A 22,876-nucleotide genomic window follows, 5' to 3' on the forward strand; every position below is an offset into this window, starting at 1 on the left:
CGACGCCGTCAGCGGTCCGCCGTGCAGCGCAACGCGGTGCCGTAGAAGTCCAGCGTCGCCTCGCCCTGGTGTTCCCAGAACGCCACGCCTTCGCGGCCGTAGCGGCTGCCGCTGGCGCTTTCGATCGGGAACACGATGGCCTGGTCGGTGCCCAGGGTCACGATCGCCGCTGCCGGGTCGATGTCGTTGTAGAACACGACCTTCAGCGGTTTGTCGGCATCGTCGCAGCGATAGGTGCCCGTTGCGCTCGCGGGGACGCCGCCGCCGCTGACGGTCAGCTCCACAAGACGCGTCTGGTAGGCCTCGCGCAGACATTGGCGCGGGTCCACGGCGCGGGTGCACGCATCGCGCCCCTTGATCCAGCCCCGCTGCTCGGCCGCGATATCCACTTCGTCCGGCGCGGTCTGCGCGCGCTTGTACCGTGCAGCCAACTGACGGTCCAGTGCGGCCAGTCCTTCGTCGGTACACACCCACTTTTCCGCATCGGACGTGGCCTTGGCGCAGTCGAACGAGGGCGTGGCGGTGGCCGTATCCGACGGCGCTGCAGGCAGTGCGACGGGGGCGGTGCGCGCTGCAGGCGCCGCTGCGGGGGATGCAGGGTCGGCCGGCTCGGGACTGCGCGAGCAGCCCGCCACAACCAGCGCCACGGCAACGGAAAGGACGATACGGTTCATGCAACCTCCAGCGGTACGACAACGGACAGGCACGTATTCTGCGCGCACCGGCGCGCAACGGGTATCGCCCGCAGTATCGCCACCTCCGCGTTGAGGGCAGGTGCACGCCGCTGCGCGTACGGCGCGCGGACGGTAGGATGTAGCCCTCTTGCAAGAAGGACCCTGCATGTCGACCGCCAGCACTTCCCCCGCGCCTTCCTCTGCGTCCGCCTCCGCGTCTTCTGCCAGGACACCGCCGCCAAGCCGGCGCGCGCGCGTGGCATGGCTGGTCCTGCTGCTGTCATGGCTGAGTTTCCTGCTGCCGTGGGGCTGGGCCGGGTTGTTGCTGGGGATCGCGCTCGGCCTTTGCGGCGGCGTGCTCGCCATCGCGACGATGTTCAAGGGCGGCGTGCTGCTCGGGCTGTTCCAGCTGCTGCTGTCGCTGCTGGCATCGCCGGTGGTACTGCTTGTCGGCATGGTGTACTTCAGCGGCCTGATCGACGATGAGCAGCTCGACGCGCGCGACCAGCACCACTACGAGCGCCAGCACGAGCACGACAGCACTGACACGCTGATTGACGTGATCGACCTGTTCATCTGAATGGTTCCACGCACGGGAACGGGCACTAACCCTATCCTCATGTGCGTGCGACCGCTGCGTAACGGCACCCGGTCCAGTATGGCTCCTGCGACATCACGTCGTATTGGAGTAACACCATGTCCACCATGCAGAACAACGAAAACAACGTCCAGAAGAATGCCGCTGCCCAGACCGACCAGCAGAAGGAGCAGGAGCGCAAGGACGCGTTGGCCAAGCAGCAGAAGCAGCAGCAGGACAACAAAGACAGCACCCGTTCGCCGCAGCAGAAGTAACAGCGGCGGCGTTGCATAGATTCGGTGGGGCTGCGCGTCCGCGCAGCCTCACGGGTGTAAGGGGTTGCAACGGCGCGGGGACTCAGCTCGATACATGCAGCGTTTCCCAGCGCAATGGCCGGGCGGCCAGGTTGCCTTCCTGTTCCATCGACAACCACGCGCTGCCGGCGACCGACGCGTTGATCACGTCAAGCACGCCGGGCGCCAGGCGGAGGCCATCGCCAACCGCCACCAGCATCGTGCGACGGTGGAACAGTACGCCGTCTTCCAGCAGACACCCCTCGCCCAGACGCAGGCGCCTGCCCGTCGAATCCTTCAGTACGATCATCATTGACCCACTCCGTGGCGGGCACGCCTTGCGTGCCGCTGGTACTGTTGCATGAGATGTCCGACGCTTCCTCAGGGATCGCGCGCGCGCATGGTGTCCAGCCGCCCGCGCATGTCGTCGTGGTACAGGCGTGTGTCGCGCAGCATCGCGTCCAGCGTCCCGTACGTCTCCTCACCAAGGTCACCGTGGCGTACCGCCGCTTCCATGACCCGGATCAGCCGGGCCTCGCTGGCTTGGCCTTCGCTCAGATACTGGATGCCGGCATCGCCCAGCACCGTACCCAGCCACCCGAAATACCCGCGCACATGGCCGATGATCGTGCCGTGTCGGACTGGCCGGCCGCCTTCCCTGCGTACCAGTCCACTCACGCGGTCCACTACCCTGGCGCTCGACTCCGCCATGCGCATCAGCAGCGCGCTCAGGTCCGGGTCACTGTCCTGCATGTCCGCTACGCCGCGCGCATACAGGTCATGCCCGTCGCGGGCCACGCCGATGATCTGGTTGAGCGCGCGGACGCGCGGGCCGGTGTTGATGGTCTTCATGGCACCGCTCCGTGGGATCGTCGATCCCGACTTCAGGGGTACGGCCTGATCATGCGCGCGGTTGCGGAACGGGGGTGTGAGGGCGCTGTTGTTTGCTAGCATCGTGCAGGTTCCATGCAGACACCGGCGCAACGGCGCGCCGCACCCGCGGAGATCACGGATGACACCACGCACGCTACGGATGGCGCTCACCGGCGCACTGCTCGGGGTGCTGGCAACGGCACCTGTCCACGCCGCCACCGAGGTGGACCGCGCCGCCTGGCGCGCCGATCTGGCCGCGCTGACGCAGACGCTGCAGGACGACTACGCCCACCTGGCCTGGATGGCGTCGCCGCAGAGCGGTGTGGACCTGCCGGCCCTGGCACGTGCCGCCACCCGCGCACTGGACGAGGCGCACGACGATGCCGAAGCGGAACAGGCACTGCGCACGTTCCTGGCCGGTTTCCATGATGGGCATCTGGCCCTGCTCGACCGCCAATCAACCGATGCACCCGGGCCGATGCCCACCGCGGTGGACCCGCGCGCCCTCGACGCGGCCACCGGCTGCGCGGTGCTGGGCGTGATCGAAGAAGGCCGCCAGGACTACAGCCTGCCGCTGCAGACGCTGCCGGCGTACCACGCCGACGGCGGCAGCGCCGACCCGGCCCTGCGCAGCGGCGTCATCACCCTTGCCCACGGAGGCCGCGTCGGCCTGCTGCGCCTGCACGAGTTCGATGCGCTGCGCTATCCCGGCCTGTGCCATCGGCTGTGGCCGCAGCTGCGCCACGCCGATGGGGTGCGCACGATGCGGGCCACGCTGCAGGAGGCCTGGGTCGCGGAGATCGCCGCCACGCTGCGTCGTTTCCGGCAGCAGGCGGTGGACGCGGTGCTGGTGGACGTCGGCACCAACCCCGGTGGCGACGACAGCGGCGATACCCTCGCCCGCCTGTTCACCGATCAGCCGGTGCGCTCGGCCACGTTGCAGATGAGCGCGTCCGGCACCGGCGTCGACTATCTGCAGGAACAGTTCGAGCGACTCGACGACGCGCTGACCCGCCACCACCCCGATGCCCGCGCCCGCCCGATGCTGACGCAGCAGCGCACGGCGTTTGCGGCCGCGCTGCGTGCCGCACAGTCCCCTGCCTGCGACCTGTCGTGGGTATGGCAGACCCAACAGGACTGGTCGGCGCAGCGCTGCCGGCGCCTGGTCGCGGCAGGGACGTCCGGCGGCCCGTTGGCCGACCCGGCCGTGGATCGGCTCGACGACTTCCTCATCGCCCACCGCCTGGACTGGGCGCAGGACGTGCGTGCGCACCGCGGTGCCTGGCACGGCCCGGTCTATCTGCTGATCGACGGCAAAACCTCGTCCTCGGCGGAGATGTTCGCGGCCCGCTTGCAGGACAACGGCATCGCGCGTGTTGTCGGCACCCGCAGCGGCGGCTACGGCTGCGGGTTCATGAGCGCGGAGTCACCCGCCGAACTGCCCAACAGCCATCTGCGCGTGCGCATTCCCAACTGTGTGCGGCTGCGTGCCGATGGCAGCGACGAGGTTGCCGGCATCGTGCCGGATCTTGCGGTGGGCGCGCGTGCCGGGGAGTCGGCACGCGCCCGTGCGCAACGGGTGCTCGACGTGATCGATCTCGATCTGGCGCGATACTGACGGGATCGCGGTCACGCCGGCTGATCGCGGTGTGACCGGCGGTCGCGTTGAGCGGGAGCTCATCGCGTGTTCTTCAGATCTGCGCGTCCTGCGTGGCGCCATGCCCGGTCGTCGCGTCGTACTCGACATCGCGCGCCTTGAATTCCTGGATCACGGCCTTGCCGATCTCATCCAGCGTGGCGGTCAGTGCCGCGCAGGTGGGACTGCGCTTGACCGCCGCCGTACGACGTTCGATCTCGGCCGCCGCCAGCGCACCGGTCTCCACGTGGCCATCCTCATGCAGGCGCAGCGCGCGGCTGTACCGCTCCCAATCACTGCGCAGCGCCGGTGACACGCGATCCACATCCACCCAGCGCGGCAACTGCATGGTGGTGCTGCGCTGGACGGTGAATCCGGTCAGCCGGCAGCCACCGCGATCGGTGCTGTAGTTGTAGCGCCACTGCAGGTTCCAGCGCACCTGGCCGTGGTGGCGTTCGCCATCGTCATCCACCGGTCCGAGGGTGCGCAGCGACTCGCGCAGTTGCTCGAGCGTGGTTCCCTGCACGTCGTAGTACTCGATCGTCAGACCGGCGTCCGGCGCTGCCTGCACGGTTGCGATGCCCAGCGCGGCAAGCAGCAGAGCGCCCCCGGCTGCGCGGCGCCACCCGGGCGCGATCCCGCTGCGTGCAGCAGCTGCTCCGTTGGTTGCCGCCGCCGTGGTGTGCGTTCCCTGCATCATGCGCTGTCCCTGCCTTCAATGAAGCAGAAAGAGTGCGTGAAATGCTGGCGGGCCGCAACGTGGCGCAACGAAAAAAGGCGCCCTCGCAGGCGCCTTCGTTCATCGATGCAGTGGTGGGCCGTGATGGATTCGAACCATCGACCAAAAGATTAAAAGTCTTCTGCTCTACCGACTGAGCTAACGGCCCATTGCATGCCCCGACATCGCTGCCGGGGGTGCGCATTCTAACCTATCTTGGCGCGCAGGCGTACCCGTGTGGCGATCAGGCGTAACGGGTGGGATCGGCCACGCCCGCATCGGCGAAGCCCTGCGCGCGCAGGCGGCAGGCATCGCAGTGGCCACAGGCCGCGCCGCTGTCGTCGGCGTTGTAGCAGGACACGGTCAGGCCGAAGTCCACGCCCAGGCGCACGCCTTCACGCACGATGTCGGCCTTGCTCAGGAACTGCAGCGGGGCGTGGACCTGGATGCCCGCCCCTTCCACGCCGGCCTTGGTGGCCAGGTTGGCCAGAGTCTGGAAGGCCGCGATGAATTCGGGGCGGCAGTCCGGGTAGCCGGAGTAGTCCACGGCGTTGACGCCGCAGAAGATGTCGTTGGCGCCCAGCACTTCGGCCCAGCCCAGGGCGACGGACAGCATGATGGTGTTGCGCGCCGGCACGTAGGTGACGGGGATGCCCTCGCCGCCCGCCTCGGGCACGTCGATATCGTCGGTCAGCGCCGAACCGCCGATGCTGCGCAGGTCGACGTTGACGGTCTTGTGGGCGACGGCGCCGAGCGCCGTGGCCACCGCGGCGGCGGCATCGAGTTCGGAGGTGTGGCGCTGGCCGTAGCGCACGCTCAGCGCATGGACGGCGAAACCCTGCTCACGGGCGATGGCGACGACGGCGGCCGAATCCATGCCGCCGGACAGGAGGACAACTGCATTCTTCATGGGGGTGTTTCCGGTAGGTTGCGGGAAAGCCAGCACGCTGTCCCGCGCCGGAATGAATCAGTAAGAGCGGCCGGGCCCGCCCGGCAGCCGGTCATCGCCCGGGCGCGTCGTCCCAGAGGAGCTTGTGAAGCTGCATCTGGAAGCGCACCGGCAGGCGGTCCTCGACGATCCAGTCGGCCAGTTCGCGCGGGCTCAGCTGGCTCTTGCTCGGCGAGAACAGCACCATGCTGCGCTCGTTGAGCCGGTGCCCGGCGACCATGTCGCGTGCCCACTCGTAGTCCTCGCGGCTGCACAGCACGAACTTGATCTGGTCGCGGCGGGTCAGCAGCGGCAGGTTCTCCAGCCGGTTGCGGGCCATTTCACCCGAGCCGGGGGTCTTGAGGTCAACCACGCGCGAGACGCGCGGGTCCACCGCGCTGACGTCCAGCGCACCGGAGGTTTCCAGCGAGACATCCAGGCCGGCATCGCAGAGCTTTTCAAGCAGCACCAGGCAGCGCTTCTGCGCCAGCGGCTCGCCGCCGGTCACGCAGACGTGGTGGACGCCCTGCGCCACCACCTCGGCCACGATCGCATCGATGTCCCACCAGGTGCCGCCGTGGAAGGCGTATGCGGTGTCGCAGTAGGTGCACCTGAGCGGGCAACCGGTCAGCCGGACGAACACGGTCGGCCAGCCGGCAGTATCGGCTTCGCCCTGCAACGAGGTGAAGATCTCGGTGATCTTCAGGCGCGGCAGGGGCGATTGCACGATCTCGCTGGGGAGCGCGGCGGCGGCGGACAGGGATGCGGTCATGAGGTGTTCTGGGACTACGGCTGCGGAAACGACGACGGCCGGGCATGGCCCGGCCCTACAGGTGACGACCGCGCTGGTGGTCGCCCAACAGCCAAGTATACCGGCCTGGGCCGGCGGGGTCTCAGCGGATCTGCTGGCCCAGCCGGATCGACTGCAGGCGGTCCTGCGCGGTGCGCGCGGCATCCGAGCCCGGGTAGGTGCTGACGACCTGCTCCAGGGTGGCCTGGGCGGCGTCGGTTTTGCCTTCGCCATACTGCGACAGGCCGATCTTGAGCATGCCACCGGACGCCTTGTCGTGGGTCGGGTAGCGCGAGACGAGGTCGCGGAACTGCGCCTCAGCCAGCGGGAAATTGCGGGTGGCGTAGTAGCTCTCGCCCAGCCAGTACAAGGCATTGGGGGTATACACGCCGTTGGGGTACAGCTCCAGGAAGCTCAGGAAGAGCTGCGCGGAATCGTCGTACTTGCCAGCCTTGAGGGCGTCGAAGGCGACGTTGTAGGCGGTGCGTTCGTCGCCGCTGGCCGACAGGCTGCCAGGATCGCCGTGCACGGAAGGCGGCCGCTCGGAAGCGGCCGTTGCCGGTTTCGGGGGGGCCACGGGGGCCTTCGCAGCAGGCGCGGCAGGCAGGGCCGGCGGAGTGCCGCCTTCCAGCCGGTTCAGCCGCCCGTCCAGATCCAGATACTGGTCCTGGCTGGTCTGCTTGAGCTGGGCGTTCTCGTGCTGCAACTGCTCCACCTGCGACTGCAGCGCCTGCACCTGCGTGCGGAGCTGATTGAGCTGGTTGAGCATGTCCGTGTTGGACTGGTTGTTGAGCACCTGCTGCTCAAGCGACCCCACGCGGTCGGCCAGACTCTGACGTTGCGCGTAGGCCGGTGCGGCAGCCACGAGGGCTGCCGCAACGATCATCGATATGAATCGAAGGCGCATCTATTACTGAGCGGTGTAGACGATTTCGACGCGACGGTTCTGCGACCAGCAGGACTCGTTGGTCTCGGTGCAGACCGGACGCTCTTCACCGTAGGACACGACGGTCAGCTGCGACGCCGAGCCACCGTTGGCCTGCAGCGCCGAGGAGACGCCATTGCCACGACGCTCGCCCAGGGCCTGGTTGTAGGCACGCGAACCGCGCTCGTCGGCGTGGCCCTGCAGGGTGATGCGCGAGGACGGACGGTCACGCAGGTACTTGGCGTGGCAGGCCATGATGGCCTGGAACTCCGGCTTCAGGCTGTCCTGGTCCAGATCGAAGTACACCACGCGCTGGCGCAGGCAGGAATCGGTATCCAGATCGCCCGGACCGTACAGGCCCGAGGTCGACGGACCGGTCGGCTGGGTGGTCGAGGTGCCGGTATCGACCGGAGCTTCCGGCGCTTCCTTCACCTTCTTGGAGCAACCGGCCAGGACGGCCACGGACAACAGGGAGACAAGCAGAACACGGGTGGACTTGTTCATGGCGATACCTTTGAGGCTCCTAAAGCCGGATGAGGGATGAATACGGCGAATCTTAACACTCTGTTAGCGCTTTGTACGGTATGGCGACCACGACGGCTCGCGGACGTCACCGTCGGCCAGAACCAGCCGCTGGCGCACGCGCGCATCGGCCGACACGGCATACAACACACCTCGGCCACCCTCACGGGCGGCATACAACACCATGCTTGCGTTGGGCGCAAAGCTCGGCGATTCGTCCAGCGACCCCGGCGACAGCGTGCTCCAGCGCGCCGAGCCCAGGCTGCTGTCCATCAGCGCGATCTTGTAGGTATTGCCGCTGCCCTGGGCCACCACCAGCTTCTTGCCGTCGTAGGACAGGCTCGGGGTGGCGTTGTAGTTGCCCTGGAAGGTCACGCGCGAGGCGCTGCCGCCACTGGCCGGGACCTGGTAGATCTGCGGGCGGCCGCCACGGTCGGAGGTGAAGTAGACGCTGCTGCCATCCGGGCTCCAGGTCGGCTCGGTGTCGATGGCGAAGTGGTTGGTCAACTGGGTCAGCTGCTTGCTGCCCAGGTCCATCACGTAGATTTCCGGGTTGCCGCTGCGCGACAGCGACAGGGCCAGGCGACGCCCGTCCGGGGAGAACGAGGGGGCGCTGTTGATGCCGCGGAAGCTGGTGACCAGTTCACGGGCGCCGGTGGCGATGTTCTGGATGTAGATGGCCGAATTGCCGCGCTCGAAGCTGACATAGGCCAGCCGGCTGCCATCCGGGCTCCAGGTCGGCGAGAGCAGCGGCTCGGCCGAACGCACGATCGTCTGCGGGTTGAAGCCGTCCGAGTCGGCCACCATCAGGGCGTAACGCATGGCATCGCCCTTGCCGCTGGCGGTGACATAGGCGATGCGGGTCCAGAAGGCGCCGCGGACACCGGTGATCTTCTCGTAGATGGCATCGGCCATCTGGTGGGCGACATCGCGCATGGCGGTGCCGCGGGCGGTCATCGCCAGGCCGAGCAGGCGCTCGCCCTTGGGCACGTCATACAGCTCGTACTCGACGCGGTAGGCGCCGGCGCCGGCGTCCATGACGCGGCCGACCACGATGTAGTTCTGCTTCAGCGCGCGCCAAGTGGGGAACTGGATCTCGCTGCCGCGGGTCGGCTTCTCGACGATCTGCGCGTCAGGCAGGGTGCTGAACTGGCCGGAACGGTCCAGGTCGGCGCGGACCACGGCAGCGACATCGGTGGCCGGTGCGGCGGCGGAGCCCTGGTAGGGCATCGGCACCACCGTGATCGGCGTGGCCGAGACACGGCCGCCGATGATGTCGATTTCAAGGCCCTTCTGCTGCGCCAGGGCAGCAAACGGGAGCAACAGGGCCGCGCACGCGACCAGTAAACGAGACATCATCTTCATGGAATGCTCAGTCGGGAAACCACAACGAGGGATAACAGAACCGGGTTGAACGGTTTCGCAATCATGAACCAACCACACGTGAAATCCGAGTGTCGAACCGGGGCGCTCTCACATCGCGTTAACGATACGGGCGCCCCAGGCACTCATTCCGGCCGGAAGTTCAGGGTGAGTTCGCGCGCGAAAACGGTTTCGAAGCCGCGGTAGGGCAACGGCTGGGCGTTCAACACGGCCGCCTCCAGCGAGCGTTTGGCGCCGTCATCGTACGGGCATGGCGGCACCACGGTCGCCGACATCACCCGGCCACCCGGCAACTGCACGATCGCGATACGGCAGCCCTGCCCCGGCGACACGCTCGGCGGACGGATCCAGGTCTCGGTGACCTTGGCCTGGATGGCGGCGGCGTATTTGGCCCGCAGGTCGTCACTGGTACCACCCGCACCGGCTGCCGGCTGGGCAGCCCCGGTAGCGCCGGCGGTCGAGGCGGCCGCGCTGGCCGCGCGCGCGGCGGTGACCTGGCGCAGCTTCTGCTCGGCCAGCTTGGCTTCCTTCTCGGCCTGCGCACGCTTGGCGCGGATCTCGGCCAGCTTCCTGTCGCGCTCGGCGTCGGCCTTGGCGTCATTGGCCTTCTGCTCCTGCTCGGCCAGCTTCTTCTTCCGGTCGGCCTCTTCCTGCTGCTTTGCCAGCCGCAGCTTCTGCTCGGCCTGCTCCTGCCGCTTGCGCTCGGTCAGGTCGATCTGTTCCTGGCGGCGCTTGGCCTCCTGCTCCTGCCTGGCCTTCTCGGCCGACTCCGCCAGGGCGTTGACCGCTTCCTGGTCGATCTTGTCCGGCTGGGCCACGCGCTCTTGGGCCTGTTGCTGCTGCGGGGTCGGCGCGTCCTGCGGACGCGGCTCGGGCAGCGGCTGCGGCGGCGGCACGGTGTCTTCGGGAATGGGCTCGGGCTGGGCAACCGGCTCGGGGAGCGCAGGCAGCGATTCGGAGGCGCGCAGCGCCTGCCGTGCAGCGGAGGCCTCGGCGGCCGACAACTGCAGGCTGGCCTCGATCGCCGGGTCGCCGGCGGCAGCCTCGGTGCTGCGCTGGGGCGACCACAGCCAGGCGGCGATGAACACCAGCGCCAGCAGCAGGTGCACGGCCAACGCCAGCGCGATCGGCAGACCCCACTTTTCCTCGGGCTGGCGCTGCGGTGGCAGGGCTTCAGCGTGCATCGGTCGCCAGACCCACCTTTTCGACATTGGCGCGCTTGATCACGTCCATCGCCGCAACGACCTTTTCATAGGCCACGGCGCGGTCGGCGGCGACGATGACGCGCAGGTTTTTGTCCTGCGCCGACAGGGCGCCGAGGCGCGCCTGCAGTTCGGCCGCCTCCATCACGGCCGGCTCCTTGGCGTCAGGCAGCTTCAGCGTGAGCTGGCCGTCCAGGCGCACCGAGACCACGACCGGGTCCTGCTTGCTCTCCAGGGCCTTGGCCTGGGAGTTGGGCAGGTCCACATCGAAGCTCAGGGTGAGCAGCGGCGCGGTGACCATGAAGATGATGAGCAGCACCAGCATCACGTCGATGTAGGGCACGACGTTGATTTCGGATTTGAGCTTTCGGCGCTTGCGGCGGCCAATGGCAGCGGTCATGGCAGGGTCCTTGGTGCTGGGCGCTTACTCGTCGCCCGCGGTCTGGCGCTGCAGGATCGAGCTGAACTCTTCTGCGAAGGTTTCGAAGCGGACCGACAGGCGCTCCACGCGGGTGGTGAAGCGGTTGTAGGCCCACACTGCCGGGATCGCCACGAACAGGCCGATGGCCGTGGCGAACAGGGCTTCGGAAATGCCCGGCGCGACCGAGGCGATACCGGCCTGCTCGCCACTGTTGATCATGTCGTGCATGGTCACCATGATGCCGAACACCGTACCGACCAGGCCCACGTACGGGGCGGTGGACCCGATGTTGGCGAGCAGCTCCAGGCTGCGCTCCATCTGGTCCACTTCACGGGTGTAGGTGGTCCGCATGGCGCGCTGGGCGCCTTCGAGCTGGGCGCGGCCGTCCAGCCGGCGCTTGTCGCGCAGGCGGGTGAACTCGCGGAAGCCGGCTTCGAAGATGGCCTCCAGACCCCCCACCTTGCGGTTGCGGTCGGTGGCAGCGCTGTACAGCTTGCCCAGGTCAGCACCGGACCAGAAACGGCTTTCGAACTCATCGGCTTCGCGGTTGGCGGCGTTGAACACGCGCGCCTTGCGGAAGATGATCACCCAGCTGATGAACGAGCCGGCCAGCAGCAGCAGCACGATGATCTTCACCGGGATGCTGGCCTTGACCATCAGGTCCAGGTAATTGATGCCACCGCCATGCGCGGCTTGCGCGACGGTCTGCGACGCGGCGCTGGTGACTTCCTGCGGCAGCGCCTCGACCACCGTGGCCTGCAGGGCCAGGAGCATTGCGATCATCCGTTGTTCCTCAGTGTGCGGATTCTGGAAATTCGTGGTGTTTCAGCACCGCATGGAATGCATCGTCCATGCCGCGCGGTTTGAATGTGGTGGCATCCAGTGCCGCAATCTTCACCTGCGCGGTCAGCAGCGTTTCATCGCCGCGACACACCGCCTGGTGGAACACCAGGCTGGCGCGCTTGCACTGCACCAGCGTGGCGGTCACGGCCAGCGCATCGTCCAGTCGCGCCGGCCTCAGGAAATCCATGCTCATCGAGCGGACCGCGAACACCAGCCCGTGGTCGGTGCGCGTACGCTCCTGCCCAAAGCCCAGTGCCCGCATCCATTCAGTGCGCGCCCTCTCCATGAAGGCGACATAGCGGGCGTGGTAGACCACACCGCCAGCATCGGTATCTTCCCAGTAAATGCGTGTCGGCCAACTGAACCCGGGGCTAACCGACATCAGGCACCTCCGCGAACAGGTCGGCGGGGGGGTTCTTCGGCTTCAGGCCCATGTGCCGGTAAGCCTTGTGCGTGCACATGCGGCCGCGCGCGGTACGGATCAGGAAGCCCTGCTGGATCAGGTAGGGCTCGACCACGTCTTCCAGGGTGCCACGCTCTTCGGACAGGGCCGCTGCCAGCGACTCGATGCCCACCGGACCACCGTCGAAGTAGTCGACCATCGTCCTGAGCAGGCGCCGGTCGAGGTCGTCGAACCCTTCCGGGTCCACTTTCAGCATCTGCATGGCGGCCTGGGCCACGGCCTGGTCGATATGGCCGGCGGCCTTGACCTGGGCGTAGTCGCGCACCCGCCGCAACAGCCGGTTGGCGATGCGCGGGGTGCCGCGCGAACGCCGCGCGATCTCGGCTGCGCCTTCGGCGGTGCAGTCGATGTTGAGGATGGCGGCCGAGCGGCGCACGATCCGGGTCAGTTCCTCAGGCGTGTAGAACTCCAGCCGGTGGACGATGCCGAAGCGGTCGCGCAGCGGCGCGGTCAGCAGGCCGGCCCGCGTGGTGGCCCCGATCAGGGTGAACGGTGGCAGGTCGATCTTGATCGAGCGGGCCGCAGGGCCTTCACCGATCATGATGTCGATCTGGAAATCCTCCATCGCCGGGTACAGCACTTCCTCGACCACGGGCGACAGGCGGTGGATCTCGTCGATGAACAGCACATCGTGCGGCTGCAGGTTGGTCAGCAGCGCCGCCAGATCACCGGCCTTTTCGATCACCGGCCCCGACGTCACCCGCAGCGCCACGCCCAGTTCGTTGGCGATCACGTGGCTCAGGGTGGTCTTGCCCAGCCCGGGCGGGCCGAAGATCAGCACGTGGTCGAGCGCATCGCCACGCCCCTTGGCCGCGTCGATGTAGATCGACAGCTGCTCGCGCACAGGCGCCTGGCCGAGGTAGTCGGCCATGCGCTTGGGGCGGATGCTGGCGTCGGTGGTGTCATCCTCGCGGGTGGCACCGGCACCGATGATGCGGTCGTCAGTCATGGTGCAATTATGCGGCAAAAGGAGCGCGATCCGCGCCCGGGCAATGCCGGCCGCGGGCCGGCTCCTGACCGGGCCGGCACTCCCCGGGGCAGCGGGTTGCGCGCTGCCGCGTCAGATCTCCACCTGGGCGCCCAGTTCGACCAGCCGGTTGCCCGGAATCCGGAAGAACCCGGTCGCGGGCGCGGCGTTGCGATGCATCAGCGCGAACAGCTTGTCGCGCCAGATCGGCATGCCGCGGTTGGCCGTGGCCACGATGGTTTCGCGGCTGGCAAAGAAGGTGGTGTCCATCGGATCGAAGTAGATCCCGCCGTGGTCGCACGAGCGCATCAGCGCCAGCGGCACGTCCGGGGTCTCCATGAAGCCGAAGCGCACGTAGATGCGGTAGAACTCGTCACCCACCGACTCGATCTTCAGACGCTGGCCTTCCGGCGCGTACGGCACCGGCAGGGTGACCACGTGCAGGAACACGTTGCGCTCGTGCAGCACCTTGTTGTGCTTGAGGTTGTGCATCAGCGCATGCGGCGCCACCGACGGGTCGGCGGTCAGGAACACGGCCGTGCCCGGCACGCGTACCGGCGGGGCCAGCATCAGCCCGGGCAGGAAGGTGTCGATGCGGATGCCGTCCTTGCGGATCTCATCGCGCAGCAGCTCGCGGCCACGCCGCCAGGTGCGCATCATCGTGAACAGCACGATGCCGAGCACCACCGGGAACCAAGCGCCCTGCAGCAGCTTGGCGCCGTTGGCGATCACAAAGCCGAGGTCGATGATGAAGAACACCGCGCACAGCGGGATGATCCAGTAGCGCGAGGTCGGCCACAGCGCGCGGGCGACCAGCGCCAGCAGCAGCGTATCGATGAGCATCGTGGCCGACACCGAGATGCCGTAGGCCACGGCCAGGTTGGAGGAGCTGCGGAACGCCAGCACCAGGCCGATCACCATCACCGCGATGCCCCAGTTGATGCCCGGGATGTAGATCTGGCCGATGGTGTCGTGCGAGGTATGGGTAATGCGCATGCGCGGGATGTACCCCAGCTGCATGGCCTGGCGCGAGACCGAGAACGCACCGGTGATCACCGACTGCGAGGCGATCACCGCCGCCATCGTGGCCAGGATGATCATCGGGTACAGCGCCCACTCCGGCACGGCCTCGAAGAAGGGGTTTTTCACCGCTTCGGGGTTGTTGAGCACCAGCGCGCCCTGTCCCAGGTAGTTCAGCACCAGGCACGGCAGCACGAAGAAGTACCACGCATGGCGGATCGGCTTGGCGCCGAAGTGCCCCATGTCGGCGTACAGCGCCTCGCCACCGGTCACCGCCAGCACCACCGCGCCGAGGATGAACACCCCATGCCAGCCGTGCTCCATGAAGAAGCGCAGCGCCCACATCGGGTTGAAGGCCTTGAGCACTTCCGGGGAATCGATGATGTTCCAGATGCCGATCGCGGCCAGCGAGATGAACCAGATCGAGGTGATCGGCCCGAACAGTTTGCCGATCCGCGCGGTACCGAAACGCTGCACCCCGAACACGGCAAGCAGCACCACCACGGTGATCGGGACGATGAAGGCATGCAGGCCGGGCGCGGCCACCTCCAGGCCTTCGACCGCACCGAGCACGGAAATGGCCGGGGTGATCACGCCATCGCCGAAGAACAGCGAAGCGCCGAAGATGCCGAGGATGCCCACCACGTAGGCCGAGCGTGAACCGTGGCGCAGGGTGCGCTGGGTCAACGCCATCAGGGCCATGATGCCGCCCTCGCCGTCGTTGTCGGCCCGCATGATGATGGTCACGTACTTGAGCGTGACCACGATATTGAGCGCCCAGAACGCCAGCGACAGCACACCCAGCACGGTGTCATGGTCGCTGTTGAGCCCGTAGTGCGGCGAGAACGCTTCTTTCAGCGTGTACAGCGGGCTGGTGCCGATGTCGCCGAACACCACGCCGATGGCGCCGATCATCAGGGCCAGGCCGCCGGCCGCCGGCGCGTGGCCGTGCGGGGCCTGGCCGTTGCTGTGCTGGGGGGTGGTCGTGGACATGGGGCTCCGGTGCGGACGTCAGGCGTTCAGGATCGGGGAAGCAGGCGGCTGCTCAGCGCAGCGCGGCCTGCAGGGCCTTGCGGATGACCGTGGCGACGTCATCGCCGTCGGCATTGGCGTCGCGCGCCATGCGCGCCGCCTCGGTGGGTTTGTACCCCAGTTGCTGCAGGGCCACGGTGGCTTCGGAGACCGGATCGGTGGCCGGTGCGGCCCCGGCGATCGGCGCCCCGCCCCCGCCGAAGGTGGCGGCGCGGTCGCGCAGCTCGAGCACCATGCGCTCGGCGGTCTTCTTGCCGATGCCCGGGATGCGGGTCAGCGCGGTGATGTCACCGGCCTGCACCATGCGTGCGAACTCGTCCACGCTGACGCCGGAAAGGACCGCCAGCGCGATCCTGGCGCCGATGCCGCTGACCTTCTGCACGTCGCGGAACAGGCGGCGCTCGCCCTCGCGCAGGAATCCGTACAGCGAAACGCTGTCTTCCTTCTGCGCGTAATGGGTAAACAGGGTGACCTCGCGGCCCAGCTCGGGCAGGTCGTAGAAGGTGCTCATCGGGGCTTCCAGCTCATAGCCGACGCCGTTGACATCCACCAGCAGCCACGGCGGCGCCTTGTAGGCCACGATCCCGCGCAGACGACCAATCATGCAGTGTTCCTCATTTCCGGCTCCAGGCCATGCGTGCATTGACGCCCAGCCGCTGCGCCGTCGCCCGTACATGGGCATGGGTGATGGCCACCGCCAACGCATCGGCGGCGTCGGCCTGCAGCTTGGTTTTCAGGTTGAGCATAAGCCCGACCATGTGTTGGACCTGTTGCTTTTCCGCGCCACCGCGGCCGACCACGGCCAGCTTGATCTCGGTGGCGGCGTATTCGCTGACCGGCAGGTCGCGCATGACCACGGCCGAGATCGCCGCGCCGCGTGCCTGGCCGAGCTTCAGCGCCGAGTCCGGGTTGCGGGCCATGAACACCTTCTCGATGGCGACCTCGTCCGGGCGGTATTCCTCCACCAGGGCGGTCAGCCCGACCACCAGCAGCTTCATCCGCTGCGGGAAGTCGTCGGCGCCCAGCAGCACCAGCGGCAGGTGGTGCACATGCACGACCTTGCCGGTGGCGTCCACATCAATGATGCCCACCCCGGTGCGCTGCGAACCGGGGTCGATGCCGAGAATGCGGGTCATGCGACACGCACACGGCCGCCTGCGGCCCGGAACGGACGGCTGCGGCGGCGATAACAGGGAACGGCAGGAGTCATCATGGTCCGCATTGTCCGCTCACCGGTCGCGCAAAGCGACCGGTGAGGCGCACGGTCAGGCGTAGGCGTCCGCGCCGAGATCGGCGTTGGAGAACACGTCCTGCACGTCGTCCAGGTCTTCGAGCATGTCCAGCAGCTTCTTGACCTGCAGGGCGGTGTCGCCCTCGACCTTGATGTCGTTGTCGGCGCGGAAGGTGAGCTCGGCATGGTCCGGGGTATGCCCGGCCGCCGTCATTGCGTCCTTGACCGCGTGGTAGCTGTCGGCGGCGGTGAGCACGTCGATCGCACCATCTTCGGGATAGACCACGATGTCGTCCGCGCCGGCCTCGATGGCCGCCTCGGTGACGGCCTCTTCATTGGCGCCGGCAGCGAAGTGGAGCACGCCCACGCGCTTGAACATGAAGGACACCGAGCCTTCGGTGCCCATGTTGCCGCCACACTTGCTGAACGCATGGCGGACATCGGCCACGGTACGCACGCGGTTGTCGGTCAGGCAGTCCACGATCACGGCCACGCCACCGGGGGCATAGCCCTCGTAGCGGATCTCCTCGTACTCCACGCCTTCCAGCTCACCGGTGGCCTTCTTGATGGCGCGTTCGATCACGTCCTTGGACATGTTCGAGGCCAGGCCCTTGTCCATCGCCACGCGCAGCCGCGGGTTGTTGTTGGGGTCGCCTCCACCGCCGCGCGCGGCAACGCCGATCTCACGGATGATCTTGGTGAAAATCTTGCCGCGCTTCGCGTCGGACGCGTTTTTGCGGTTCTCGATGGAGGGGCCTCTACCCATGAGTATTTCCGTGCTTGCGTGAGGAACAGGGCGCGGATTCTACCTGATCGCCCGGCGCGACCGTGTTAGTCGCCCCCCGGGGGCCCGCCGGGACTCAGGCCGCGTGGGCGGCGTGGTCGTGGCGGAAGCGGCCATCGCGCAGGAACGCGGCGGTCTGGCGCGCGGCGTCCGGGGAGAACACCAGCCCGCTGTGGCTGGCCGGCACCACGCAATGGTCGGTCAGGCCGGGCAACTGGGTCTCATCCAGTGCCACGGTGCCGTCGGAGGCCTCGCCCATCGCGCCGAGCAGGCTGCCCAGGCCGTGCGGGACCGAGCCGGCGATCAGGCCGACCTGCGCCCTGCCCTCCCAGGCCGGCAGGCCGTCCAGCAGCAGGTCGCTGCTGCGCCCCAGCGCCAGCGACCAGCCGTGATCGGCCAGCGACCGGGCGGTACCGCTGCCGCGCAGCGGCGAGCCCAGGCAGACCACCCGCGAAACCGGCAGATCGGGTTGCCGGCGCAGCGCCTCCAGCGCGACCAGCCCACCCAGGCTGTGCCCGACCAGGGACACCGGACCACTGTCGCGGAGCCGCTCCAGCAGTTGCGGCACGGCCACATCCGGGCCGCCGAACACGCTGGCGTAGCCAAAGGTGTCCACGGTGAACCCCCGGGCGCGCAGGCGCCAGGCCAAGGGGCCAACCCAGGCGCGGGCGTTCCAGATGCCGTGCAGCAGTAAAACGGGGGGAGTCATGCACTCAGCCTGGCCATGCGGCCTTGGAACCTGCGGGAGGAAACGCCCCCATTAGACGAAGGGCGGCCGCAACGGCGGGTGAAGCCGGTGCAGCCGGGGCGTCAGCAGGGAATGGGGAGGGATCAGCGCGCCGGCGTCGGCGGACGCCGCAGGATGAACTCCAGATCACGCACCGTGCCAACCGGGAATTCGTAGGTGCCCACCTTGCTGAAGCCATAGCGGGCGTAGAAGCGCTGGGCGCCGAAGTTCTCCGACCAGACCCCCAGCCACAGCGTGCGCGGTCCGTCGCGTTCGAGCCAGTCCAGCGCCGTTTCCAGCAGCCGGCTGCCCCAGCCGCAGCTCTGCTCGTCCTTGATCAGGTACAGCCGCTTGAGCTCGCCGTCGCCCGGCGCGACCTCCGGGTGCGGCAACCCGCACGGGCCGGCGGCGGCATGCCCCACCGCGACGCCGTCGCGCTCCAGCAGCCACACCGCGTAGTCCGGGTGGGCCAGGATCACGCGCTGGCGTGCAGCCGGATAGGCCTCATCGAGGAAGGCCTGCAGATCCTCGGCCGGGTACAGGGGGCCGAAGGTTTCAACGAAGGTGCGCGTGGCCAGCGCCGACAGGATGTCGGCGTCGGCCTCGGTGGCGCGTCGGATGGCGTACATGACGGGTGCCGGGAGGCAGGCGTTACGCCCGCGCTCCGCCGGTGGCGTCGGCGTCGTCACCTTCCGCGTCGTCCTCTTCCTCTTCCTCTTCGTCTTCGTACTCCTCGTCCTCGTCGCCCTCTTCCTCTTCCTCGTCCTCGAATTCTTCTTCGTCGTCTTCGTCTTCTTCGTAGTCCTCCACGCCGAAGTCCTCGCCATCCCAACGGCCTTCACCGTCGGCGACGAAGGTCAGGGCCATCGCGGCGGGATTGGTCCCCACGCGCACCAGCCAGCCGCCGAAGACGCGGGCGCGTTCGGTGACCAGGGCGGCGTCGGCGCCCTCATTGCCCAGTTTTTCCCACTCCAGCGAAAATGCGAATTCGGTCATTGCCTGGCTCTCCTGGACGATGATGGATGTGGTGCAGCCGGGCAGAGCCCGGCTCTACGGAACGATGATGGATCTGGTGCAGCCGGGCAGAGCCCGGCTCTACGGAACGATGATGGATCTGGTGCAGCCGGGCAGAGCCCGGCTCTACGGAACGATGATGGATCTGGTGCAGCCGGGCAGAGCCCGGCTCTACGGAACGACGATGGATCTGGTGCAGCCGGGCGCGGCAGCGCCCGGCGCAGGTTACTGCTTTGCCGGGCGGACCTGGACGTGCACTTCGGCCAGCTGCTCGTCCGGGATCGGCGACGGGGCGCCGGTCATCAGGCACTGCGCGCCGGTGGTCTTGGGGAACGGAATCACGTCGCGGATCGATTCGGTACCGGCCATGAGGGCAGCGATACGGTCGATGCCGAAGGCGATGCCACCGTGCGGCGGCGCGCCGAAACGCAGCGCGTCGAGCAGGAAGCCGAACTTGCCCTCGGCCTCTTCGGCACCGATGCCGAGCAGTTCGAACACCGCGCTCTGCATGTCCGAGCGGTGGATACGGATCGAACCGCCGCCGATCTCGTTGCCGTTGAGCACCATGTCGTAGCCGCGCGACACGGCCGTCTTCGCATTGGCACGCAGGTCGGCGATATCGTCCACTGCCGGGGCGGTGAAGGGGTGATGCAGGGCGACGTAGCGCTGGGCTTCGTCGTCGTATTCGAACATCGGGAAGTCGGTGACCCACAGCGGCGCCCAACCGGCCGCGACCAGATCGAAGTCCTTGCCGGCCTTCAGGCGCAGCGCGCCCATGAAGTCGGACACCTTGTTGTAGCCACCTGCACCGAAGAACACGATGTCGCCGTTGCCGGCCCCGACGTGCGCAACCAGGGCGGCGAAGGCCTCCTCGCTGAAGAACTTGGCGATCGGCGAGCTGACTTCGCCGTTCTCGGCGATCTTGATGTAGGCCAGGCCCTTGGCGCCGTACTTGGCGGCATGCGCGGCGTACTCGTCGATCTGCTTGCGCGACAGGCTGGCACCGCCCGGGATGCGAAGCGCGGCGACACGGCCGTCGGCATCGTTGGCCGCGGAGGTGAACACCGGGAACTCACTGGTCTTGACCAGCTCGGCGACGTCCACCAGCTCCAGCGCGATGCGCAGGTCCGGCTTGTCCGAGCCATACCGGCGCATCGCCTCGGCCCAGGTCATGCGCGGGAAGCTGGCATCCAGCTCCACGTCGACCACTTCCTTGAAGATGGCGCGGATCATGGTTTCTACGAAATCCTGCACGTCGCGCTCGCGCACGAAGGCGAATTCCATGTCCAGCTGGGTGAACTCCAGCTGGCGGTCGGCACGCAGGGCCTCATCGCGGAAGCAGCGGGCGATCTGGTAGTAGCGGTCGAAGCCGGCCACCATCAGGATCTGCTTGAACAGCTGCGGGCTCTGCGGCAACGCGTAGAACTCGCCCGGATGCATGCGCGCCGGCACCAGGAAGTCGCGCGCGCCCTCGGGGGTGGCCTTGGTCAGGATCGGGGTTTCGATGTCCTGGAAGCCGGTCGCGTCAAGGTGGCGGCGCAGCGCCTGCACCAGCTTGATGCGGGTGCGCTGCATACGCTGCATTTCCGGGCGGCGCAGGTCCAGGTAGCGGTACTTCAGGCGGGTTTCCTCGCCCGGGTTCTCGTGGGCGTGGAACGGCAGCGGCTCGGCCTTGTTGAGGATGGTGATGGCCGTGGCGATCACCTCCACGTTGCCGGTGCGGAGCTTGTCGTTGACCGCATGGCGGGCACGCACCACACCCTCCACCTGCAGCACGTCCTCATAGCCAAGGCTGGCGGCCACGGCGAACACGGCCGCGTTGTCGACTTCCACCGTCACCTGCACGATGCCCTCATGATCGCGCAGATCGATGAAGCACACGCCGCCCTGATTGCGGGCAACGTCGGTCCAGCCGGCAAGGGTAACGGTTTGGCCAATCAGGGTCTCGTCGACCAGGCCACAGAAGTGGGTACGCATGGGGGTAAAGCTCCGCAGGAGAGTGCCGGCACCAAGCTGCGCCGGAAAGCCCGTTATTCTGCGGCCGTCGGCGCGGCGGGGCAAATCGGGCCTCGCCGGCCCGGCATCACGCGTTGTGAACCGGGGGCCTTCCTATAGTCCGCCCACCAACGACCGCAAGGGGATGTCGCCATGAACCGCCGCCTGACCGTCGCCTGCCTGACCGCCGTGCTCGCCCTGGCCGCCCCCGCGGCGCAGGCCCAGATCAGTTCACGTGCCTACGCCCCGGAGAATCTGTCGCAGCTGTCCTCCTCGGACCGCAGCCGGGTCATCAGCCAGGAGTACGCCGACCAGTCCAATGGCCGGCGCATCCCCGATGACCAGCTGCGGTTCTACCTGGCCCAGGTCAATTCGGGCTGGGGTTTCTCGCGGATCAAACAGGATATCGCCACCTCGCTGCGCGGCAGCGGCAATGGTGGGGGCTGGAACGGTGGCGGCGGCAACAACGGGACCGTGCGCTGCGAAAGCCAGGACAACCGCGAGCGGGTCTGCAATACCGGCTGGCGCAGCGCGCGCCTGTCCCGGCAGATCTCCGGCACGACCTGCGTGGAAGGCCGCAACTGGGGCTCGCGCAACGGCACGGTGTGGGTCAGCGGTGGCTGCCGTGCCGAGTTCGTTGAAGGGCGGGGCAACGGCGGCGGCTGGGGCGGCGGCAATGGCAGCGGCGGCACCATCCGCTGCGAAAGCCAGGACAACCGCGAGCGCACCTGCAACACCGGATGGCGCAATGCGACCCTGGTCCGGCAGATCTCCGGCTCGGCCTGTGTGGAGGGCCAGACCTGGGGCGCGCGCAACGGCAGTGTATGGGTCAACCGCGGCTGCCGGGGGGAGTTTGCCGAGGCCCGTGGCAACAGTGGCGGCGGCTGGGGCGGCGGCGACAGCAACTACAGCGTGACCTGCAGCAGCAACAACAACCGCCAGCAGACCTGCGCCTGGGATGCCCGCCAGGGACGCCCGGCATTGATCCAGCAATTGTCGGGCACCGCCTGTGTGGAAGGCCGCAGCTGGGGCTACAGCAACGGCAGCCTGTGGGTGAACGGCGGGTGCCGGGCGCGCTTCGGCGTCCGCTGACCGACCCCAGGGGCAGCGGCCTGCGTCAGGGGGCGCTGCCCCACGGCGGGGGCGGCAGCGCCACCGGCCTGGCAAGGTCGAAGGCGACCTGGAAGCGGCGGCCGCCGGGCCTGGTCAGCTCATAGATGAAGCGCTGGTCCGGATCGACCTCCATCGCCCAGGTGTTGTGCACGGAGGGCAGCATGTCGGCCTTTCGGAACATCGCCACCGAGTCGGCATCCACCGGGAATTCCTGACGCTGCGCGGTGCCCGGTGGCTTGCTGTCGCCGCCGTAGAGGCTGATCGCATCGGGGCTGCCGTCTGCATGGCGATGATCGTGCTTGAGACGCAGGCCGTGGGAGGTGCGGGTCAGCACCCACGTCCGCGAATGGTCGTCGCCGACATGGAAGGGAATGCGCAGCTCGTGGGCCGGGTCGTCGCACCCGCGCACATGCATGACCAGCCGCTTGCCTTCGAACGGATCGGGTGCATCGGTACGCGGCTCGTTGGCCACGATGCGGCCTTCAAACGCCTTGCCGCAATGGGCGGCCACCGCTGCCATGAAGGCGTCCGACGGCGCCAGCGAGATGTCGTGGGCGAGTGGATCGCGTTCGCCACTACAGGCGGCAAGCCCCAGTGCGGCGGCCAGGGGCACGAGCTTCAGTACGTTCATGGACCCACCCTAACGGCCACGGCCGGGCAGCGCAAACGCCTCCCGCATCGCGAAGGGCTTCATCCCCGCTGTGTTAAGGTCGTGGCGTGACCGGTTCGCCTTCTTCCCCACGAA

The 22,876-nt window shown here is 67.9% G+C and carries 27 protein-coding genes and 1 tRNA gene; 4 read left to right on the forward strand and 24 right to left on the reverse strand.

Translation table 11 applies throughout. From position 1 onward, the window contains the following. Window positions 1-8: 8 nt before the first annotated feature. Window positions 9-674: an MliC family protein gene (locus tag ACPEH8_RS14685; RefSeq protein WP_313273327.1), complete on the reverse strand. Its 666-nt coding sequence runs from the start codon at window positions 672-674 to the stop codon at window positions 9-11. Window positions 675-930: 256 nt separating this feature from the next. Between ACPEH8_RS14685 and ACPEH8_RS14690 the strand changes: the two genes are divergently transcribed. Continuing rightward, window positions 931-1,254 carry a hypothetical protein gene (locus ACPEH8_RS14690; protein WP_136003043.1) on the forward strand — a complete coding sequence of 108 codons (324 nt, stop codon included), beginning with the start codon at window positions 931-933 and terminating at the stop codon, window positions 1,252-1,254. 116 nt (window positions 1,255-1,370) lie between these two features. Beyond that, window positions 1,371-1,526, forward strand: a complete 156-nt coding sequence (locus ACPEH8_RS14695) for a hypothetical protein (RefSeq protein ID WP_153164674.1) — start codon at window positions 1,371-1,373, stop codon at window positions 1,524-1,526. 82 nt (window positions 1,527-1,608) lie between these two features. On the opposite strand, the gene ACPEH8_RS14700 is transcribed toward ACPEH8_RS14695, so the two are convergent. Together ACPEH8_RS14700 and ACPEH8_RS14705 are read right to left on the reverse strand one after the other, a co-directional pair. Next, the gene (locus ACPEH8_RS14700) at window positions 1,609-1,857 is read right to left on the reverse strand and encodes a hypothetical protein (protein WP_017357003.1); all 249 of its coding nucleotides are present in this window, start codon (window positions 1,855-1,857) and stop codon (window positions 1,609-1,611) included. Between the two features lie 68 nt (window positions 1,858-1,925). After that, window positions 1,926-2,396, reverse strand: a complete 471-nt coding sequence (locus ACPEH8_RS14705) for a PA2169 family four-helix-bundle protein (protein WP_287250123.1) — start codon at window positions 2,394-2,396, stop codon at window positions 1,926-1,928. Between the two features lie 160 nt (window positions 2,397-2,556). Here ACPEH8_RS14705 and ACPEH8_RS14710 point away from each other — a divergent pair, with 160 nt between their 5' ends. Beyond that, on the forward strand, window positions 2,557-4,035 hold the full coding sequence (locus ACPEH8_RS14710; RefSeq protein WP_423667278.1) for a S41 family peptidase: 1,479 nt from the start codon (window positions 2,557-2,559) through the stop codon (window positions 4,033-4,035). Between the two features lie 73 nt (window positions 4,036-4,108). Here ACPEH8_RS14710 and ACPEH8_RS14715 read toward each other — a convergent pair whose 3' ends face one another. The 20 genes from ACPEH8_RS14715 to aspS all read right to left on the reverse strand — a co-directional run bounded on the left by ACPEH8_RS14715 (window position 4,109) and on the right by aspS (window position 21,000). Then, window positions 4,109-4,753, reverse strand: a complete 645-nt coding sequence (locus ACPEH8_RS14715; protein ID WP_313241735.1) for a DUF922 domain-containing Zn-dependent protease — start codon at window positions 4,751-4,753, stop codon at window positions 4,109-4,111. Between the two features lie 111 nt (window positions 4,754-4,864). Then, window positions 4,865-4,940, reverse strand: a tRNA-Lys gene (locus tag ACPEH8_RS14720). A gap of 75 nt (window positions 4,941-5,015) precedes the next feature. Continuing rightward, window positions 5,016-5,681 carry a 7-cyano-7-deazaguanine synthase QueC gene (queC, locus tag ACPEH8_RS14725; RefSeq protein WP_017357007.1) on the reverse strand — a complete coding sequence of 222 codons (666 nt, stop codon included), beginning with the start codon at window positions 5,679-5,681 and terminating at the stop codon, window positions 5,016-5,018. A gap of 91 nt (window positions 5,682-5,772) precedes the next feature. Then, a complete protein-coding gene (gene queE, locus ACPEH8_RS14730; RefSeq protein WP_136003038.1) occupies window positions 5,773-6,471 on the reverse strand; it encodes a 7-carboxy-7-deazaguanine synthase QueE in 699 nt (232 codons plus the stop codon). A 121-nt stretch (window positions 6,472-6,592) separates the two neighbouring features. Then, window positions 6,593-7,396: a tol-pal system protein YbgF gene (ybgF, locus tag ACPEH8_RS14735; RefSeq protein WP_136003037.1), complete on the reverse strand. Its 804-nt coding sequence runs from the start codon at window positions 7,394-7,396 to the stop codon at window positions 6,593-6,595. Window positions 7,397-7,399: 3 nt separating this feature from the next. Then, a complete protein-coding gene (gene pal, locus ACPEH8_RS14740; protein WP_017357010.1) occupies window positions 7,400-7,918 on the reverse strand; it encodes a peptidoglycan-associated lipoprotein Pal in 519 nt (172 codons plus the stop codon). Between the two features lie 63 nt (window positions 7,919-7,981). Next, complete coding sequence (gene tolB / locus ACPEH8_RS14745; RefSeq protein ID WP_017357011.1) at window positions 7,982-9,301, reverse strand: Tol-Pal system beta propeller repeat protein TolB; 1,320 nt, start codon at window positions 9,299-9,301, stop codon at window positions 7,982-7,984. Between the two features lie 143 nt (window positions 9,302-9,444). Continuing rightward, the gene (tolA, locus tag ACPEH8_RS14750) at window positions 9,445-10,503 is read right to left on the reverse strand and encodes a cell envelope integrity protein TolA (protein ID WP_423667281.1); all 1,059 of its coding nucleotides are present in this window, start codon (window positions 10,501-10,503) and stop codon (window positions 9,445-9,447) included. Further along, window positions 10,493-10,921, reverse strand: a complete 429-nt coding sequence (gene tolR, locus ACPEH8_RS14755; RefSeq protein ID WP_017354679.1) for a protein TolR — start codon at window positions 10,919-10,921, stop codon at window positions 10,493-10,495. Before tolR ends, tolA begins: the two co-directional genes overlap by 11 nt. 24 nt (window positions 10,922-10,945) lie before the next feature. Further along, complete coding sequence (gene tolQ, locus ACPEH8_RS14760; RefSeq protein WP_017354678.1) at window positions 10,946-11,725, reverse strand: protein TolQ; 780 nt, start codon at window positions 11,723-11,725, stop codon at window positions 10,946-10,948. A 10-nt stretch (window positions 11,726-11,735) separates the two neighbouring features. Beyond that, entirely contained in the window at window positions 11,736-12,167 is a 432-nt protein-coding gene (gene ybgC / locus ACPEH8_RS14765; RefSeq protein ID WP_017354677.1) for a tol-pal system-associated acyl-CoA thioesterase, read from the reverse strand. Next, window positions 12,157-13,197: a Holliday junction branch migration DNA helicase RuvB gene (ruvB, locus tag ACPEH8_RS14770; protein ID WP_136003035.1), complete on the reverse strand. Its 1,041-nt coding sequence runs from the start codon at window positions 13,195-13,197 to the stop codon at window positions 12,157-12,159. The genes ybgC and ruvB overlap by 11 nt, the downstream gene beginning before the upstream one ends. A 111-nt stretch (window positions 13,198-13,308) precedes the next feature. Beyond that, window positions 13,309-15,228 carry a potassium transporter Kup gene (locus ACPEH8_RS14775; protein ID WP_136003034.1) on the reverse strand — a complete coding sequence of 640 codons (1,920 nt, stop codon included), beginning with the start codon at window positions 15,226-15,228 and terminating at the stop codon, window positions 13,309-13,311. A 52-nt stretch (window positions 15,229-15,280) separates the two neighbouring features. Next, on the reverse strand, window positions 15,281-15,871 hold the full coding sequence (gene ruvA / locus ACPEH8_RS14780) for a Holliday junction branch migration protein RuvA (RefSeq protein WP_017354674.1): 591 nt from the start codon (window positions 15,869-15,871) through the stop codon (window positions 15,281-15,283). Window positions 15,872-15,881: 10 nt separating this feature from the next. Next, on the reverse strand, window positions 15,882-16,403 hold the full coding sequence (ruvC, locus tag ACPEH8_RS14785; protein WP_017354673.1) for a crossover junction endodeoxyribonuclease RuvC: 522 nt from the start codon (window positions 16,401-16,403) through the stop codon (window positions 15,882-15,884). 129 nt (window positions 16,404-16,532) lie between these two features. Continuing rightward, the gene (locus tag ACPEH8_RS14790) at window positions 16,533-17,264 is read right to left on the reverse strand and encodes a YebC/PmpR family DNA-binding transcriptional regulator (protein ID WP_017354672.1); all 732 of its coding nucleotides are present in this window, start codon (window positions 17,262-17,264) and stop codon (window positions 16,533-16,535) included. Window positions 17,265-17,358: 94 nt separating this feature from the next. Beyond that, a complete protein-coding gene (locus tag ACPEH8_RS14795; protein WP_017354671.1) occupies window positions 17,359-17,991 on the reverse strand; it encodes an esterase/lipase family protein in 633 nt (210 codons plus the stop codon). A gap of 122 nt (window positions 17,992-18,113) precedes the next feature. Then, window positions 18,114-18,638, reverse strand: coding sequence for a GNAT family N-acetyltransferase (locus tag ACPEH8_RS14800; RefSeq protein ID WP_153164681.1), 525 nt, complete (start codon window positions 18,636-18,638; stop codon window positions 18,114-18,116). Between the two features lie 22 nt (window positions 18,639-18,660). Then, entirely contained in the window at window positions 18,661-19,005 is a 345-nt protein-coding gene (locus ACPEH8_RS14805; RefSeq protein ID WP_153164682.1) for a DNA primase, read from the reverse strand. A 243-nt stretch (window positions 19,006-19,248) separates the two neighbouring features. Beyond that, window positions 19,249-21,000, reverse strand: a complete 1,752-nt coding sequence (aspS, locus tag ACPEH8_RS14810; RefSeq protein WP_423667284.1) for an aspartate--tRNA ligase — start codon at window positions 20,998-21,000, stop codon at window positions 19,249-19,251. Between the two features lie 423 nt (window positions 21,001-21,423). On the opposite strand from aspS, the gene ACPEH8_RS14815 reads away from it, so the two are divergent. Further along, window positions 21,424-22,110, forward strand: coding sequence for a DUF3011 domain-containing protein (locus tag ACPEH8_RS14815; RefSeq protein WP_423667299.1), 687 nt, complete (start codon window positions 21,424-21,426; stop codon window positions 22,108-22,110). A gap of 25 nt (window positions 22,111-22,135) precedes the next feature. On the opposite strand, the gene ACPEH8_RS14820 is transcribed toward ACPEH8_RS14815, so the two are convergent. Then, the gene (locus tag ACPEH8_RS14820) at window positions 22,136-22,762 is read right to left on the reverse strand and encodes a hypothetical protein (RefSeq protein ID WP_017354666.1); all 627 of its coding nucleotides are present in this window, start codon (window positions 22,760-22,762) and stop codon (window positions 22,136-22,138) included. Window positions 22,763-22,876: the final 114 nt, after the last annotated feature.

It is taken from the genome of Stenotrophomonas sp. NPDC077461, from assembly GCF_049545475.1.
GTDB classification, from domain to species: Bacteria; Pseudomonadota; Gammaproteobacteria; order Xanthomonadales; family Xanthomonadaceae; genus Stenotrophomonas; species Stenotrophomonas nematodicola.

What these genes read in the sequence shown, in the direction of transcription:
- ACPEH8_RS14700 (WP_017357003.1), bottom strand. Translation starts at nt 1,857, where the DNA reads ATGATGATCGTACTGAAGGATTCGACGGGCAGGCGCCTGCGTCTGGGC.
- tolR (WP_017354679.1), bottom strand. Translation starts at nt 10,921, where the DNA reads ATGACCGCTGCCATTGGCCGCCGCAAGCGCCGAAAGCTCAAATCCGAA.
- tolB (WP_017357011.1), bottom strand. Translation starts at nt 9,301, where the DNA reads ATGAAGATGATGTCTCGTTTACTGGTCGCGTGCGCGGCCCTGTTGCTC.
- tolQ (WP_017354678.1), bottom strand. Translation starts at nt 11,725, where the DNA reads ATGATCGCAATGCTCCTGGCCCTGCAGGCCACGGTGGTCGAGGCGCTG.
- queE (WP_136003038.1), bottom strand. Translation starts at nt 6,471, where the DNA reads ATGACCGCATCCCTGTCCGCCGCCGCCGCGCTCCCCAGCGAGATCGTG.
- ruvC (WP_017354673.1), bottom strand. Translation starts at nt 16,403, where the DNA reads ATGACCCGCATTCTCGGCATCGACCCCGGTTCGCAGCGCACCGGGGTG.
- ACPEH8_RS14800 (WP_153164681.1), bottom strand. Translation starts at nt 18,638, where the DNA reads ATGTACGCCATCCGACGCGCCACCGAGGCCGACGCCGACATCCTGTCG.
- ruvA (WP_017354674.1), bottom strand. Translation starts at nt 15,871, where the DNA reads ATGATTGGTCGTCTGCGCGGGATCGTGGCCTACAAGGCGCCGCCGTGG.
- ACPEH8_RS14820 (WP_017354666.1), bottom strand. Translation starts at nt 22,762, where the DNA reads ATGAACGTACTGAAGCTCGTGCCCCTGGCCGCCGCACTGGGGCTTGCC.
- aspS (WP_423667284.1), bottom strand. Translation starts at nt 21,000, where the DNA reads ATGCGTACCCACTTCTGTGGCCTGGTCGACGAGACCCTGATTGGCCAA.
- ybgF (WP_136003037.1), bottom strand. Translation starts at nt 7,396, where the DNA reads ATGCGCCTTCGATTCATATCGATGATCGTTGCGGCAGCCCTCGTGGCT.
- ACPEH8_RS14710 (WP_423667278.1), top strand. Translation starts at nt 2,557, where the DNA reads ATGACACCACGCACGCTACGGATGGCGCTCACCGGCGCACTGCTCGGG.
- ACPEH8_RS14685 (WP_313273327.1), bottom strand. Translation starts at nt 674, where the DNA reads ATGAACCGTATCGTCCTTTCCGTTGCCGTGGCGCTGGTTGTGGCGGGC.
- ACPEH8_RS14695 (WP_153164674.1), top strand. Translation starts at nt 1,371, where the DNA reads ATGTCCACCATGCAGAACAACGAAAACAACGTCCAGAAGAATGCCGCT.
- ACPEH8_RS14705 (WP_287250123.1), bottom strand. Translation starts at nt 2,396, where the DNA reads ATGAAGACCATCAACACCGGCCCGCGCGTCCGCGCGCTCAACCAGATC.
- ybgC (WP_017354677.1), bottom strand. Translation starts at nt 12,167, where the DNA reads ATGTCGGTTAGCCCCGGGTTCAGTTGGCCGACACGCATTTACTGGGAA.
- ACPEH8_RS14790 (WP_017354672.1), bottom strand. Translation starts at nt 17,264, where the DNA reads ATGGGTAGAGGCCCCTCCATCGAGAACCGCAAAAACGCGTCCGACGCG.
- ACPEH8_RS14715 (WP_313241735.1), bottom strand. Translation starts at nt 4,753, where the DNA reads ATGATGCAGGGAACGCACACCACGGCGGCGGCAACCAACGGAGCAGCT.
- ACPEH8_RS14775 (WP_136003034.1), bottom strand. Translation starts at nt 15,228, where the DNA reads ATGTCCACGACCACCCCCCAGCACAGCAACGGCCAGGCCCCGCACGGC.
- pal (WP_017357010.1), bottom strand. Translation starts at nt 7,918, where the DNA reads ATGAACAAGTCCACCCGTGTTCTGCTTGTCTCCCTGTTGTCCGTGGCC.
- ruvB (WP_136003035.1), bottom strand. Translation starts at nt 13,197, where the DNA reads ATGACTGACGACCGCATCATCGGTGCCGGTGCCACCCGCGAGGATGAC.
- ACPEH8_RS14805 (WP_153164682.1), bottom strand. Translation starts at nt 19,005, where the DNA reads ATGACCGAATTCGCATTTTCGCTGGAGTGGGAAAAACTGGGCAATGAG.
- tolA (WP_423667281.1), bottom strand. Translation starts at nt 10,503, where the DNA reads ATGCACGCTGAAGCCCTGCCACCGCAGCGCCAGCCCGAGGAAAAGTGG.
- queC (WP_017357007.1), bottom strand. Translation starts at nt 5,681, where the DNA reads ATGAAGAATGCAGTTGTCCTCCTGTCCGGCGGCATGGATTCGGCCGCC.
- ACPEH8_RS14795 (WP_017354671.1), bottom strand. Translation starts at nt 17,991, where the DNA reads ATGACTCCCCCCGTTTTACTGCTGCACGGCATCTGGAACGCCCGCGCC.